Annotated in this window: 13 protein-coding genes; 6 read left to right on the forward strand and 7 right to left on the reverse strand. The window is 41.4% G+C overall.

The window, feature by feature from the left end:
• Positions 1-114: 114 nt before the first annotated feature.
• Together IW644_RS02905 and IW644_RS02910 are read right to left on the reverse strand one after the other, a co-directional pair.
• Positions 115-486: a glutathione S-transferase N-terminal domain-containing protein gene (locus IW644_RS02905; protein ID WP_269916325.1), complete on the reverse strand. Its 372-nt coding sequence runs from the start codon at positions 484-486 to the stop codon at positions 115-117.
• A 335-nt stretch (positions 487-821) separates the two neighbouring features.
• A complete protein-coding gene (locus tag IW644_RS02910) occupies positions 822-2,276 on the reverse strand; it encodes an undecaprenyl-phosphate glucose phosphotransferase (protein ID WP_179983049.1) in 1,455 nt (484 codons plus the stop codon).
• 668 nt (positions 2,277-2,944) lie between these two features.
• On the opposite strand from IW644_RS02910, the gene IW644_RS02915 reads away from it, so the two are divergent.
• The 5 genes from IW644_RS02915 to IW644_RS02935 are packed head-to-tail and all read left to right on the forward strand — an operon-like array spanning position 2,945 to position 8,436.
• Positions 2,945-4,150 (forward strand): outer membrane beta-barrel protein, encoded by a 1,206-nt coding sequence (locus tag IW644_RS02915; RefSeq protein WP_269916326.1) that lies wholly within the window; start codon positions 2,945-2,947, stop codon positions 4,148-4,150.
• 59 nt (positions 4,151-4,209) lie between these two features.
• Positions 4,210-4,695, forward strand: coding sequence for a polysaccharide biosynthesis/export family protein (locus IW644_RS02920; protein ID WP_162889845.1), 486 nt, complete (start codon positions 4,210-4,212; stop codon positions 4,693-4,695).
• A gap of 26 nt (positions 4,696-4,721) precedes the next feature.
• Positions 4,722-6,938 carry a GumC family protein gene (locus IW644_RS02925; protein WP_269916327.1) on the forward strand — a complete coding sequence of 739 codons (2,217 nt, stop codon included), beginning with the start codon at positions 4,722-4,724 and terminating at the stop codon, positions 6,936-6,938.
• A gap of 9 nt (positions 6,939-6,947) precedes the next feature.
• The gene (locus tag IW644_RS02930; RefSeq protein ID WP_269916328.1) at positions 6,948-7,688 is read left to right on the forward strand and encodes a tyrosine-protein phosphatase; all 741 of its coding nucleotides are present in this window, start codon (positions 6,948-6,950) and stop codon (positions 7,686-7,688) included.
• Positions 7,681-8,436 carry a VpsP family polysaccharide biosynthesis protein gene (locus IW644_RS02935; protein ID WP_269916329.1) on the forward strand — a complete coding sequence of 252 codons (756 nt, stop codon included), beginning with the start codon at positions 7,681-7,683 and terminating at the stop codon, positions 8,434-8,436. The genes IW644_RS02930 and IW644_RS02935 overlap by 8 nt, the downstream gene beginning before the upstream one ends.
• On the opposite strand, the gene IW644_RS02940 is transcribed toward IW644_RS02935, so the two are convergent.
• The 5 genes from IW644_RS02940 to IW644_RS02960 all read right to left on the reverse strand — a co-directional run bounded on the left by IW644_RS02940 (position 8,437) and on the right by IW644_RS02960 (position 13,642).
• Entirely contained in the window at positions 8,437-8,847 is a 411-nt protein-coding gene (locus tag IW644_RS02940; protein ID WP_269916330.1) for a 3-phosphoshikimate 1-carboxyvinyltransferase, read from the reverse strand.
• A 33-nt stretch (positions 8,848-8,880) separates the two neighbouring features.
• Positions 8,881-10,287, reverse strand: a complete 1,407-nt coding sequence (locus tag IW644_RS02945) for an O-antigen ligase family protein (RefSeq protein ID WP_333473837.1) — start codon at positions 10,285-10,287, stop codon at positions 8,881-8,883.
• A gap of 44 nt (positions 10,288-10,331) precedes the next feature.
• Positions 10,332-10,901, reverse strand: coding sequence for a hypothetical protein (locus IW644_RS02950; RefSeq protein ID WP_269916332.1), 570 nt, complete (start codon positions 10,899-10,901; stop codon positions 10,332-10,334).
• A gap of 132 nt (positions 10,902-11,033) precedes the next feature.
• Positions 11,034-12,971 (reverse strand): bifunctional diguanylate cyclase/phosphodiesterase, encoded by a 1,938-nt coding sequence (locus IW644_RS02955; RefSeq protein ID WP_269916333.1) that lies wholly within the window; start codon positions 12,969-12,971, stop codon positions 11,034-11,036.
• Positions 12,971-13,642, reverse strand: a complete 672-nt coding sequence (locus IW644_RS02960) for a transglutaminase-like cysteine peptidase (RefSeq protein ID WP_442864413.1) — start codon at positions 13,640-13,642, stop codon at positions 12,971-12,973. Before IW644_RS02960 ends, IW644_RS02955 begins: the two co-directional genes overlap by 1 nt.
• 354 nt (positions 13,643-13,996) lie before the next feature.
• On the opposite strand from IW644_RS02960, the gene IW644_RS02965 reads away from it, so the two are divergent.
• Complete coding sequence (locus IW644_RS02965; RefSeq protein ID WP_269916335.1) at positions 13,997-15,136, forward strand: glycosyltransferase; 1,140 nt, start codon at positions 13,997-13,999, stop codon at positions 15,134-15,136.

A 15,136-nucleotide genomic window follows, 5' to 3' on the forward strand; every position in this document is an offset into this window, starting at 1 on the left:
AGGCGAGCAGGATGCTCGCCTTTTTTCGTTTCTGGGGTTTAGATAAATCACCCTATTTATGGTATTTACCTTGTCGCTGACCTTGCACGCCTTTAAGCAGCTAATATAAATAACTTACTGAAAGCGTTGCTGCAAATACTTAATAATTTCTGAAGACTCGTACAACCAAATATCCTTTTCAGCAGTTTGTATGCGTAGGCAAGGGGCTTTCACTTTTCCTCCACCTTGCGCCAATTCATTGCGATACGGTGACCCACTCGATACGCTGTGTTTACGAATAGGCAAGTTCATTTTATACATAGCGCGGCGTGTTTTAATACAAAAAGGGCATGCAAAAAATTGATAAAGTGTTAATTCTTGTACGGCTTTTTCAACCTGCTGTTGTTCTTGTGGCAATCGTTTAAGTTTTCTGCCACGAGTTATTAAATCAAGCAAGGCGATAACACCGCCAAGTGCGTTGCGAATTAGAGAAATGAATAAGCTCAATTTTATGACTTTTAAGGTTAAGAAATATAGCGGCGCAGTATAGCAAAAATTTTATATAGGATCTTATGTGAAGGAATTGCGAATAAGCTCCAGATGTAAGAGCATAGCAATAAAGTAAGTAGCAACAACCCGCACCGACAAGCAAATGGTTAACTTAGACGATAGCGCGATTTCTAAAAATCGAAGCCGGGCATATCAAGAGATTTTCTTATCTCGGGTGGGCAACCTGTTATTGTAGTTTCAATTCAGTGGTCGCGCGGTGTGGTAGATCAGCATATTTACGGGCACAAAAAAAGCGGCAAATTGCCGCTTTTGTCGAACTCTAGTGAACGTTATCAATAGGCGTTCTTGTTAATAAATCCGTTAAAGACGGTCATGAACACTATCTTGATATCGAACCAAATAGACCAGCGGTGTATGTAATCTAAATCGTATTCTACGCGCTGTACCATTTTGTTAGTCGTTTCTGTTTCACCACGCAGACCATTCACCTGTGCCCAGCCTGTAATTCCTGGTTTAACTTTATGGCGTAACATGTAGCCTGTAATGATTTTACGGTATTCCTCGTTGTGCGCCACAGCGTGAGGGCGAGGGCCTACAATCGACATGCGGCCTTGCAGAACATTAATAAACTGCGGAAGTTCATCTAAAGAGGTTCTTCTTAAGAAACCACCAATCTTAGTCAAACGCGCGTCGTTTTTGGTTGCTTGTTTCACAACCGCACCATTATCTTGCGTGGTCATAGACCGGAATTTGTACACTGTAATTTGCTTACCATCTAACCCGTAACGCTTTTGTTTAAAAATTACGGGCCCTTTGGACGTAAGTTTAACCGCTGCTGCAATTGCCAACATGGGTATAGATATCAGCATAAGAATTAACGAGCTTAAGACTACGTCTTCTAAACGCTTCAGAACGTCGCTTGCACCTTGGAACGGGGTGTCGTAAACACTTAGCGCCTGTACGTTACCTACCGTCTGCCAGCGAGCGTTTAATAGGTTGTACATGAAGAAGTTCGGAATAACATAAACGTTCGCTGTAGTATCACTACACTGCTCTAAGATGCTACGAATACGGTTTTCCGCACTCATAGGAAGGGCAATGTAAATGTAATCAACTTCATTGCGCTTTGCCATTTCTATCGCGGCTTCTATATTTCCAAGCACCGCACCTTGCATTTCGTGAGGCAGCCGATCTGCTTCTCTGTCGTCAAATAAGCCATTGAACTTAATACCCAAATGCTCATTTTGCTGTATCTGAAGTGCGACATTTGCGCCAAGTTGAGTTGCGCCAATAATGATTGAACGACGAGAGTTAAGGCCACTTTTACGAATGCGAAATAAAAATTTACGCATTACAAAGCGCCACATTATCAACACAACAAATGACGATGCGAACCATAATAAAATTGCAGGCGGCGGGGTCTTAATTTCTTGAACAAAGAAATAGCCCATCGTCATAGTACCTAAGATACTCAAAGCCCACGTGATAGCCGCTGCTCTTAGCATTTCTTGGGTTCCATGACCGCGCCAAGACCGATAGAGCTCTACGCCTTCTGCAGAAATTTGAAAGCAAATTACATTAACAAATAAAAGGATAAGGCTTGTCGTGTCTATCTGATTTCCGTAATACGCAGCAGATGAATAATAAAGAATAGTGACAAGGGAAAGGTCAATAAGTCTGTAAACAGTAGAAAAACCACTTTGGTTTCTAACAACTAAACCACCGTTGGTATTGGGTTCAACCGGATGAGCTTTAATCGCTTTGTTAGAATCTACTCTATTGTCCATTTAGGTAATCTCTAGGTGAAAAGTGAAGGCCGCCGTGAATGGATTGGTTATCTTACTAACTTGATCCAAATATTACGTAAACAGTAAAAACAGCTAATACATTTGTCTAAATCTAAGCAAGAGTCATGCCTGAAGGTGTTGCCACCTCTGCCACTCATTCAACTATACGCAATTGGCTTAGTTATTTTAGATTCATCGTTCGCCATTGTAACAATATTGGACCGTTATTGTAATTTTATTACAGCAAACGACTTTATTTCGTACTAATTTGGTGCAGAAAGAGTAGAATAACGCCCACGTACTTTCCATTAGTTATATAAATACGATAGCATACTAAGCGAAATAGCGTGACGACATATAGCTGAAACATTACCTAAGTACTTTAGTGCATACTTTCGTTTTGGCTGACGTGTTAGTAAGCGAGAGAGTTTAACTTAGATGTGAATGAACCGACTTCTTATACATCAAAGCACGAACCCGTAAAAACGGCACGTCTATTGCTGTCGGTAAAATATAGTTTAGGAAAATCGGTAAAAAAGCACCAAAAGCTGTAAAAGATGCAATTTGTTTCTTTATACAATTATTTGTTTGTGCGGTGTGTTAAACCGAAACAAAGTTACAGTTAATAGTTTGTCATTACAGATAGGTCATCGAAGGAAGGAAAAAACATGTTTAAAAGGACCAAAAGCATCATAGCAATGTCGGTTATTTGCGCCACTCCGACACTATATGCCCAAGAGGCCGGTCGAATTCAAGCAGGGCAGTTCGATTTAATTCCATCATTTTCATCGTCGATGGCTTATGTCGATAATGTAGCGAATGCCAGAGACAATCAAAGTAAAATCTATAGCTGGCGAACAACACTTTCACCAGAGCTAATTGCTGCTACAGAGGTGGACGGAAACCCAATTCAAGTTGGTTATAGATTAGAGAAAGGTGTTTATTTCTCTAGCGAAAATGATGATTACATTGACCATTTTGTAGAAGCTTCGGGAGACTTTGAATTAAACAGCCGTCATCGCATAAGCGCACTTGCTCAATATGAAGACGGACACGAAGACCGGGGTACTGGTTTTTCAATTGGATCAGGGTTAGATATATCGACGCCAGATACTTATAAAAGCAGCAATTTATATGGTGAATATAGCTACGGCGCCGCTACTACTGATGGCATGATAACCTTAAAGGCACGTCGTCAAACCCTTGATTACGATAGAACCGAAGATGCTTACATTATTCGTGACCGCGCAAAAAACATGGTCGGCGCTGAATTTGGTTACCAGATTGGCTCCGCAACAAGTATGGTTGTTGATGTAACAAAGACTTTCGTAAAATATGACGAACAACTTGGTTTAGTTACTCGTGACAATGATGAAACTCGTATACTCGTTGGTGTTGTATGGGAGAGTACTGCTGCAACTACCGGTTTTGCGAAAGTAGGTTATAAAGAAAAAGACTTTGATGATGAATCTCGTGGTACTTTCTATGGTACCGACTGGGAGGTTGGTATTGATTGGCAACCTGTTAGCTATTCAACTGTAAGAATCTCTACCAGCGCAGATACGTTTGAAACCAACGGTGAGGGTGACTTCATTCGAGGTCAAAATTATAGTGTGCGATGGAACCATGATTGGTTAGAGAGAGTCAGCACGTCTTTTAGCGTTACGCAGCAAAATGACGAATATGTATTCAATGAAATAGATATTGTTAATAGGGATGACGAATTGATGAACTACTCTGCAGCGCTAAATTATCAAGCACGTAGATGGTTAAAATTCAGCACTTTTTATCAGTACACAGATAGAGATAGTAACAGAGACACTATCGGCTACGACAAAAGCGAAATTGGTGTAACAGTAGAGGTAACACTGTGAAGCAAAAAGCGGTTAGCTTATTTTCATTAATATTCTTACTTTTTGGCTCGTTACAAGTAATGGCCCAAGAGGGCAATTTAAGTATGAGCCAATATCAGTTAGGCTCTGGCGATAGAATTCAAATAAGCGTTTTTGGGCAAGAAGACCTTTCAATGGAGGTTCGCCTGCCAGATGTTGGTACTATTAACTATCCATTTCTTGGTGAAATAAAGCTTGTAGGCCTAACTGCAGCGCAAGTAGAGCAGCTTATTTACGACGGTTTACTAGGGGATTACCTTGTTAACCCATCTGTTTCTGTCGCTATTGTAGAATATCGCCCGTTCTTTATTGATGGCGAAGTTAAGCGCCCTGGCGGCTATGCTTATCAACCAGGGTTGTCAGTAAATAAAGCGGCCGCGTTAGCAGGCGGGTATACCGAACGCGCAGCGCGCGACAAAATTACCATCATTCGCGAAAAAGATGGCAGAACTAACGAGTTCACAGTAACGGTTAGCGACATGATCCAGCCCGGTGACATAATCACCATTAATCAGCGTTTCTTCTAAATTATACGTAGCGTTCAGGAATAAAAATGGCAGTAAATAGCAGGGAAGAGTCAAATGCCGGTGTGTTTGAAAATGAAACCATCGACATTGCTCACTATTTAGGAATTATAAAGCGTTACGCATTTCGTATTATTTCGCTAGCAATTGCGTTCACATTACTTGTGGCGCTTCTGGTAATGCGCATGACGCCTTTGTATACCTCTACCACCACTATTTTGGTAGAAGCAGACAAAGCAAATGTTGTTTCAATTGAAGAAGTATATGGCTTAGATACCAAGCGTAAAGACTACATGCAAACTCAGTTTGAAATATTGCAGTCGCGTCAAATTGCAGAGCGTACGGTGGAAAGCTTGTCATTATGGAATAATGAAGAGTTTATGCCAGCCAAAGAAGAGCCGGGTATTGTCGACCAACTTAAAGCCAGCCTTCTAGAAGCATTACCATTTTTGCCTCAGGAAGACCCAAAAGAACTTACCGAAGAGCAAATTTTAGCGGCTAAAAAACGTAAAGCTACGTCCTTATTGATGAGGGCATTGTCAGTAGAGATGGTAGATAACACGCAAGTAATGCGTATTACCGTTACTACTGAGTCTCCGCGGCTATCGGCTGAATTAGCAAATGCTGTTGCTGATGTGTACATCGAAAACTACCTTCAAGCTAAGTTGGATATGACGGCAAAAGCGACGTCTTTTCTTACGGAAAGTTTAGAAGGTTTGAAGCAAAAATTAGATGTTGCTGAACGTAACTTGGCGAAGTTCTATGAAGAAAACCAAGTGGTAAACATTGATGGTGTAGTAGGTTTAGCGTCTGAAGAACTAGAGCAGCTAAGTAAGCAATTATTAGATGCGCAAACGGCGCTTAAATTAAACGCGGTTATTTACAAGCAAACGCGTAATGATGTTTCATTAGATGACATTGCACGCCTGCCTGAAGTGCTGAACCACCCGACTATTAGAGACGTACGCCGCGATGAAGCTAAGGCGATGACGCGCGTAAGTGAGCTTAGCAATGTATACGGCCCGAAACACCCGCGTATGATTGCAGCAAATGCCGAGCTTTCATCAATTAGAGAAACACTAAGCGGCCAAATACGCGACCTAATTAGAAGCATTACAACGCAATACGAAGTATCTGAAGATAGGGTGGCGCAATTAGAACGAGAAGTGTCTCGTGCAAAAGCCGAATTCCGCGACCTATCCGCATTGGATAATCAGCGTAAAGCCCTTCAGCGCGAAGTTGATATTAATCAGCAGTTATATAATTCATTTTTCACACGTTTAAAAGAAACAGACGAGCTAGGTGGGTTTGAATCTGCAAACGCCAGAGTATTGGATGAAGCGCTTCCAAACTACGCGCCTTCAAAACCAAACAAGAAATTGTTAATTGGCGCAGCTTTTGTATTCAGCGTGGGTTTTGGTGTGTTCTTAGCTATTGCGATGGAAACGCTTAATAGCGGTATACGCTCGGTAGAAGATGTAGAGCGCAAGCTTGGTCAACGTATGTTGGGCCTTATTCCTTGGCTACCACACAAGAAAAAGACCGATTTGCCTGTTCGCTCATTCTTCGACGGTAAAAAGCATCAGTTTGCCGAGTCTGTTCGCACATTGCGTACTAGCTTGTCTTTATTGAATTTAGACAAAGAGCAACAAGCCATAATGGTAACCTCAAGTGTACCTAAAGAAGGTAAAACGACGGTTTCTATAAACTTGGCGTTCGCCTTGGGTCAGCTAGATAAAACAATTCTTATCGATGCCGACTTACGTCGCCCTAGTGTAGGTAAACAATTTAACATTCCGAACTATCAGCCGGGCGTAGCAAACCTTATCTTGAAGTCACACACTTTAGATGAGTGTTTGGTGAGGGATGAAGAGTCTAATATCGACATCTTATCAGCAGGTACCATACCTTCTAACCCGCAGGAACTATTGTCGGATAAAGGTTTCAACGAGCTTATTGAGCTGTTAAAAACACAGTATAAGTATGTTGTCATTGATACTGCACCTACTCAAGCGGTAAGCGACTCAATGTTGATTGCGAACTCGTGTGACTCGGTAATTTACGTAGTACGTGCTGATAGTACCAGTGAAAAGCTTATTAATAATGGGCTGTCTCGCTTCTTACAAGTAGGACATCGCCTTGATGGGGTAGTACTAAATCAAGTAGACTTACGCAAATCAGGAGCAGCACAAAGGTACGCTGGCTTTTATGACCAATATGGGTATACCAGTCATAAAAACAGCTAACAGCATTTATTGATAGACTTACATAGCCACATATTGCCTGGCATCGACGACGGTGCCAGGTCTTTAGACATTGCCTTGGAAATGGCGCAGCAAGCTGTAGATGGCGGTGTTCGCCATATGGTTTGTACACCACATATACATAAAGGCTACTTTGACAATACGTTAAAGTCTATTGAACATACTTTTCTAGAATTACAAAAAGAAATAAACCGCGCCGCTATTCCTCTTTCTCTTTCTTTTGCCGCAGAAGTACGCGTCAACGAGCTAATTCCTATTTGGTACAAGCAAAAAGAACTGCCTTTTTTAGGCGAATATAATGGCAAGCATATCTTGCTACTAGAAATGCCACATAGTCATATACCGCAAGGCTTGGAAGTACTTATAAAATGGCTTTTGAAAAATAACGTACAGCCACTTATTGCACACCCAGAGCGCAATCGTGAGCTGTTAGCCGAGCAACACAAATTTAATTGGCTGCAGCGACAAGGCTGTATGTTCCAAGTTACCGCAGGTGCGTTAACAGGTCGTTTTGGTGACAAAGTAGAAGACTTTGCATTAGCTATGATGCGAAACAAAGCATTTCATGTTGTAGCGTCAGACACCCATGACCTTATACGTAGGCCTAACGATATGAGCGCCGCCTACGAAGTTGTATCGACATTCAGTGATGAATTCGCGCAAGAAGTTTTTGTAACCCGGCCTGGTGAGATAGTGTCGTTCGATCCAAAAAATGAACCAATCAATGACTAGCCATTTACTCAACATCTTCAAAGATAACAGCCTAATACTGAAGTGGACAATGGTGCTACTTGCCGCATTCTGTTTTTTGTGGAGCTTCCAGCTTTTCATTGCGGGTAACGCGTATTACAGCGTGAAAAATGATATTGAGGGGTGGCAACTAAGCCCTGACAAAGCTTCAATAAAGCGAATTGACAGGGGCCTAAGTAAAATTAGCAGCGCTATCGATTACTTCCCCGACAACGCTTTGTATTATCAGATACAAGGGCAGTTATTTGAGTGGAAAGCCGTTGTTGAAAAGAGAGGTGAAGAATCGGGCGATGCTGAATTAGGCTTAAAGAGCCATAGTGATAACTTAAACAATGCGGCACAAAGCTATCAAAAAAGCCTGTTATTAAGGCCTACTTGGAGTGGCAGCTGGATTGGCTTGGCATCTGTAAAACTGCAGCGTGATGAGTTAGATGATGAGTTTTATCATTACTTAAAAAATGCGAAGCAAGCCGGCCCACAAGATGCCATAGTGCACAAGTTTATTGTGGAGTTCGGTTTAGAGATGTTTAGTGCAAGGTCTATCCACTACGTAAAAATTAAAGAGCAATTGAAACAGCATTTGAATTTAGGCCTTCAAAACCCGCTAAGCAGAGATTTTGTTTTAAAGGCAATACAAAAGCACAATGCAAGTGAAACCGTTTGTAGATGGTTGCGCGACGCCAGTTACCCAGTTCGAAAACGCATTCCCAAATGCATAACTTATGATTAGCTAGCCTTTTCCATTTAGCCAATCCCATAAGCCTAACGAAAACCCTTCAAAAAGATTTATACCCAACCAGCTTTTTAAAATATACAGCAGCACTAAGCCTAGTACTAAAGAAACGCATAAGAATAAAGCAATAACGGCTGCCATCACCAGTTTGCCTATACGGCTCTCGGTACGCGATAGGTCGCGCTTATCTCGGCCTGCCAATAAAACGAAGTAATATCGGCTTCGTAGTAAACCTATAGTGCCTCTTACATCAACTTTGTGGCTACCCCATCGCCGACCGGCCAGGGCTGTGTTTAAGTGAAACAGTTGGTCGTCAGTAAAAGAATCGGCAACATTTTCAGGCATACGTTCCAGCATATGTTGAACGTTTGGCTCTTCTTTTATCGGTCGCTTTATCTTTAATACCACACAAATCCCCTTGTGTTATAAAACCAATGCTGGTTATTTATCTTGTCTTCCCATAGGTATATCGCGGCTTAACGCACCTAGCGCTAACAGTATAATAAATATAGCGGTATTTGCTGGTGCTTGTAGAGGAAAGTCTACTGTACTGTGTAATGCCATCCCTATAACCGCCATAACAGTTGCAAAGGCTGTTCCTCTTGGCAGTGGATGTCTTCGGTGTCGTATTGCGCTTAAGGCGCTTTTCGCGCACAGCAATACAAGTACGGCTATAATGGCTGCGCCTACTATGCCAAACTCAATAGCAAACTGAAGGTATTCGTTGTGAGCATGATCGTAAAAGTGCTGAATAGATTCACTTTGTACCTGAGGGTATACCGTATAAAAGGTGCCTCCGCCTGTGCCGATAATTCCATATTTAGAAAGAAGGGGCAGGGCATCAGTAACAACTTCATCTCTGCTTTCTTGTGTTAAGTTGGTTTGTTCTAAGCGTTGCTGTACCTGCTTAAGTCCAAAAAGGCTACTAACAATAAGAATGTCGATTACCAGCATACTGATAAATAGCACTACATAGCTTTTTTGGCGCGGTTTAAAGTAAATTAAGCCTAGTGTGGCGGTAACAGTCATCGCTATGAAAAAAGCGCTGTTACCCATTCTAGAGCGAGACATAACTAACGCGATAACCATAATAATAATACCAATACGAAACAGCACTTTATTGCTTAACCAAAAACGCACTATTCTACGTAATCGCTCTCTAGGGCTAGAACCGCTTCGAACACGCAAACTCGCTATCATGTAACCAATAGCAGCGCTTAAACATAGCAAAAGAAAGTTAGCGTAGTGGTTCTTATACACAAAACTTCCCGTGGCGATATGCGAAACAGGCAACTTAAACACCAAGCTATACTGTAAGCCAGACAATACTTCTAACGAACCATATATAGCCTGAAATACGCCAGCAGCACTTATCACTATTAGTATGTATCTAAGTCGCTTGCCTGTATTAACCAAAGTCAGCGTTATAAAAAATAAGAAACAATAGGCCAGGGATTTAAAGAATATTACGTCGCTTTGGCCCACATCGAAGCTAAGAGGTAGCCATTGCGAGCTTATATTTTCCATACCCTGAATATTTTCATTAAGTAAAAAATTAACGCGTTCGGGGCGCAGAGCTTCAACCAAAGAAAAGGGCAGAGGGACTATATTGATAAGCTGCCAGGTTAAAAATACTAACCAAACAATTACTAACAGTTTGTATTGTGCGTATAGCTCTGAAAGTAGAGATTTGTGCGTAAGTAATAGAATGCCACCAAGAAAGAAAACTGACATTTGCATGAGTGCCCACGCCCACGGGCGATTGGCACCTAGTGATAAAGGCAGCCAAAACAAGGTAAACAAAAGAAAACCGAAAAGAAACTTTTCGGTTTTCTGGGTATTAGAAATAGGCACTTACAACGTACTAGCGCGAGATTTAAATGTAATGGACTTTAGTTCGCTGAAATAGTGGTGTCGCCACCGCCAGCACCAGCAGCACCCGTACCTACACCTAGCGGAGAAAACGTATTGCCAGCCGCGCCTGCAGCAGTTGCAGTTAGGGTACTAGGGTCTACACCAGCATTGATAACCGCTAATAGCGCGTCTTCTTCGCTTATAACCTGCATCTGAAGGGCAATGTTATAAATCTCATTAGCATCTTCTGGGAACATCAGAATAGCAATGGTTACAACCTGCGAAGCCTGTTCTGGCAGTGCTGTAAAACCTGCTATAGCAAGTTCAAAGCCGGTGGCGTTATCATTCAAAAGGCCCACCAATGATTCGAAAGCATTCTGATTTTCACCTAAATAAGCCATAGCTGATGCATCAAAAAATAGTGCTTCATCAAGCACGGTCTGGCTTACTTCACTAGCTGCTTGCTCAACCGCGGCACCTTCTTCAATTTCAGTAACCAAAAGGTTTCTAACTTGTAGGCCTGGTACGCTACCTTCTTGTGCAAAAGAAACTGTCGAAAAAGCGATTAAAGCGCTTAAAAGCACAGATAAAAAAACGTTGCTACGCATAACTTATCCTTAGATTAAAAACGTCGGGTTAGCTTCTTGCTAACACCATATAGCCATATTGTACAACAAGTGAACGTACAAGATCTCGCTTTTGTTGTACATCTATTCACTTATGCTCATTTTACGCGTGTATTAATACTGCCACAGCGAAGGTTTCGCGAAATAAAACCCTTGTTGATATGAAACATCTAACTTTGATAAAGCGACACATTCCGCTTCATTCTCAACAAGTTCAGCAATAATGTTAATACTTAACCCACGAGCGATACTCAATAAACTACTTACAAACAGCTGACTGTCTTTGTCTGAGTGAATATCTTTCGTAAGTTTGCCGGAAATTTTTACAAAATGAGGCTGAATAGCCCTCAACCCGACTAAGGATGCAAGATTGTCTCCAAAATGTTCAATGGTAATCTTACAGCCTAAATTAACCAGCGACTTGCAAAATGATACCGCATCGTTTTTATGGTGTATTAACGCAGAGTCTTCTAATTCAAAGATCAAATAAGTGCACAGCGCTTCATTTTGGTTCAGTACACCTAATAGCCACTGTCTAAACGAAGCATTGGCTAGCGACGCGTTCGCAATGTTAATGGCAACATTACGTTTATCTTTTGCTAGCTTATTAAGCACTAGACTTACCACCAACTTATCTACCTCAGGAATTAAGTTCAAGCGCTCTGACGCCGGAATTAATTGAGACATTGGTATAGGGTTGCCAGTATCTTTGTCTTTAAATCGGGCAAACGCCTCGAAATAAGCGGGCGTGTTTTGGTCAACGTTCATTACAGGCTGAATAAGTATATCGGCATACTGCTGGTGTAATATTTGGTTTAAACGCTCTTTCCACGCCGTGTTGCTGTGAATGAGAGAAAGCTCAGACGCAAATTGCCAGCCATTGGGTTGTTTTGTGGCTGCCATAAGCGCGCTATCAGCGTTTTCCATAATTTCAGAAAAAGATTGCTGGTCATTGAATTGCGCTGCACCTATCCATACTGCTTTACTGCCATCTTTAAGCGGGTTGTAGTGAGACAAAGTGGTATTAAGTACCTGCAGGTGCGCTTCACATTCTTGCTTTGTCATAGCCTCTGTAACTAACACAAAATCAGCGCCCGATATCCTAAACAAAAATGATGTTTCTTGAATACTAGATGAGAAGTTTTTAAGCTCGTCAGCTACACCAGTAACATACTTATCACCATCTTGTGCGCCTAATGTCATGTTAATAGCGTTTAGTTGTGCAAGACGTATTAAAATTACATAGCCTTCATCCGAGGTGGCAGTTTTACTTAGTAGCGCGTTCATATGGCGGGTGAAAGCGTTTCTATTTTGCACACCGGTAAGACTGTCTTCAAACGCTTGAATTCTGAACTGCTCTGCCTTTTGGGTTAATTCTTTAAACATTACTTCAACGGAGGAAGAAAGCCTGTTTACCGCCTGAGTTATAAAAGAAAGTTCTTTCGTAAAAGGTTTGTAGTTAATGTGAGAAAACTTTTGATTTTGAATATCTTCAATTTTGTTTACCACAATACGAAGGGGTTTTGTGATGGCAGTAATGATAAAGAGCAGGGCAATATAGGCAAAAACGAAGGCTGCAAAAAACATAAACGCACTTTGTTTAACGCTTTCCCACAAGGTTTCATTAGCAAGCCCTGGGTGACTTTGAACCGCAAGCTCGCCCGCCATCGTCCAACCATTGTTTAACTCGGTTTTCTCTACCGGTGGTGTAACTTCTACTATGTTAGTAAACCAGTCTGGCACTGTATCAATGGTATTAGGGTTGCGCCTTTCAATCAGTAAGTTACCTTCCATATCGGTAATGGTTATGTATTGATAAAACCCTCTATCGAAAATAGCATTAACCATGGTTTCGGCTACCGCAATACCATTAGCTTCACTTAAATATGGGGTGACAGATAGCCCCAGCGAAGTCGCAGTATCTTGTGCGTGGGTGGCTAGCTGCTCGTTTACATACTCTCTGGTTAGCTTGACGTTTATTATGAAAGAACCAGCAAAAACCAGTATTAAAAAAACGAGTAAGCTTGTACTTAATTGGGTAGATAGTCTCATTATTCTTCTTTATCTCCGTACATAACGCGGTCTAGCCGCTCTACCATATCGTCCCACATCTTCATCGGGCCGCTTCCCCTCAGCTTACGGCCCGTTCCCATAGCTTTTGCGGCCCACAAGCCGTTACCATTAAAGCTATAAATGGGTGACAAATCTCTTCTTTTATTAGCAGGCAATATACGCCTATTTATATTATCCAAAACAAGTGGAATAGAGGTTGGGGTTTCATAATACGCCAAAACCATGTGGGGTTGGCGTAATTCTAAGGCGGTTACATACATTAATCGCAACTGTTGTTCAGGAACGCCAAGCTCAATTAAAGAGAAGTATTTGGCAATAGTGTAATCTTCACAGTCGCCAGCACCGGTAGAAATAAACTCAATTGGTGTTGCCCAATAGTCTTTTTGTTGCCAGTGAACAAGGTCGTCTACAAAATCAAAACGGTTAAAAAAGCGGTTTATCTGATAAAGCTTTTCGTCTAGATCTTCACTTTGTAACTCAGCAACCAATTGTCTCCATTTAGCAACGTCTTCTTTTGCTTCGCTGCCATAAACTGAATCAATGCGTGCATAAACTTGCGGTGTGAATACGGTTTTTTGTTGGGCAATGGGTGAGGTAACAGCCAGTAAGGTAAGACCTACAACAACAGCCGAGCGAACAGCGGTTAGCATGCTGCGCACAGTTGAATGGGTAAGAAAAGGAAGACAAAAACGTTTCTTTTGGTGCAAACCGTAGGTACTTTATGCAATAGATTAAGGCAAGTGTAAAAAATCTTTCACTACCATGCTATAGCATAGCTTGCCTACCAATAAGACAATGATGGCAAACTTATTAAGAACTTGAAAGGCATTTTGGTTGCCACTAAGTTTTTTTGTTTATTATTGATCTTTTTGGCACATTTTATGTTTAACCTATCTTCGAATAGAGTTTTGAACATATAAGTACAGGGTGTGGGTTATGAACTTGCACACCTTCTGGTATCATTACTCAGCTTTGTAGTAAATTTACAACGAAAAGGAACTTTCATGGAGTACTCAGCGCGTCCAGCGGTGTTTATCATTAATTCACTTGAAGGCGGTGGCGCTGAACGAGTAATGGTTAAATTGTTAACCATAATGCAATCTTATTTCGTTGCTAAAAACATTCCTGTACATCTAATTCTGCTAGATGACTTGCCTGAATCTCAAGTTTGCCCCGAATACGTTAATAAAATAGTACTTAACTCCCAAGGCAGTTTAGTTTCAGGCTATCAACAGCTTAAGCCTGTTTTGGCAGAACTAAACCCAGAATATTGCTTTAGCTTTTTAACGCGAAGTAACTTCTTGAACGTTACGTTAGCCAAACGCTTAAAGTTTAAAGCTATAATAAGTGAGCGGGTTAATACAACAAGCCACCTATCTGGCGGCCTAAAGGATAGTGTAAGCCGTTTGTTAGTTCGTTTGCTTTACAATAAAGCCGACAGCGTTGTAGCTGTATCTGAAGGTGTAAGAGCTGACCTTATCGATAACTATTCAGTATCAAGAGACAAGGTATCGGTGTTGTACAACCCTTACGATATCGACCAACTTCAGATGCAGGCTTCAGAAAGTGTGTCGGACCTACCGACTAAGCCTTATATTATTGGAGTAGGGCGCTTAGTTAAAAATAAAAACTTCTCTTTACTAATTAACGCCTACGCCAAGGCAAACATAGCAGAAAACTTGGTGATTTTGGGCGTAGGCGATGAAGAAGCCAACCTTAAAGCGCAAGCTAAAGAACTAGGAATTGATAGCAAAGTTCAGTTTCTTGGCTTTAAAGCAAACCCATACCCTTATTTAAGTAATGCCGAATACTTTGTAAGTACGTCGAATGCTGAAGGGTTTCCTAACGCCATTGTTGAAGCTATGTGTTTAGAAAAAGCAGTAATAGCAACAAACTGTGAGTCGGGCCCTGCGGAAATTATTGCCGAACAATATCCTTACAGAGTAACTGGCGCTAGTGAGGAAAAAAACGGTATTCTGTGTGAGTTAAATAACGCTGAAGGTGTTGCAAGCGCGTTAAGCTCATTCAGTGATGAAACTGTTCGGGTATCTTACGCTGCAAAGAGCAAAAGCTGTGCAAAGCAATTTTCTTACAATGCCTTTCAAGAAAAAGTAATAGCCATTATTGAAAAGGTTTGTAAATAA

Source organism: Alteromonas sp. PRIM-21, assembly GCF_027563165.1.
In the GTDB taxonomy this organism is placed as follows: domain Bacteria; phylum Pseudomonadota; class Gammaproteobacteria; order Enterobacterales; family Alteromonadaceae; genus Alteromonas; species Alteromonas macleodii_A.

Coding starts and splice junctions, on each gene's coding strand:
- IW644_RS02950 (WP_269916332.1), bottom strand. CDS start 10,901: ATGCGTAGCAACGTTTTTTTATCTGTGCTTTTAAGCGCTTTAATCGCT.
- IW644_RS02915 (WP_269916326.1), top strand. CDS start 2,945: ATGTTTAAAAGGACCAAAAGCATCATAGCAATGTCGGTTATTTGCGCC.
- IW644_RS02935 (WP_269916329.1), top strand. CDS start 7,681: ATGACTAGCCATTTACTCAACATCTTCAAAGATAACAGCCTAATACTG.
- IW644_RS02965 (WP_269916335.1), top strand. CDS start 13,997: ATGGAGTACTCAGCGCGTCCAGCGGTGTTTATCATTAATTCACTTGAA.
- IW644_RS02910 (WP_179983049.1), bottom strand. CDS start 2,276: ATGGACAATAGAGTAGATTCTAACAAAGCGATTAAAGCTCATCCGGTT.
- IW644_RS02960 (WP_442864413.1), bottom strand. CDS start 13,642: ATGCTAACCGCTGTTCGCTCGGCTGTTGTTGTAGGTCTTACCTTACTG.
- IW644_RS02920 (WP_162889845.1), top strand. CDS start 4,210: ATGGCCCAAGAGGGCAATTTAAGTATGAGCCAATATCAGTTAGGCTCT.
- IW644_RS02925 (WP_269916327.1), top strand. CDS start 4,722: ATGGCAGTAAATAGCAGGGAAGAGTCAAATGCCGGTGTGTTTGAAAAT.
- IW644_RS02955 (WP_269916333.1), bottom strand. CDS start 12,971: ATGAGACTATCTACCCAATTAAGTACAAGCTTACTCGTTTTTTTAATA.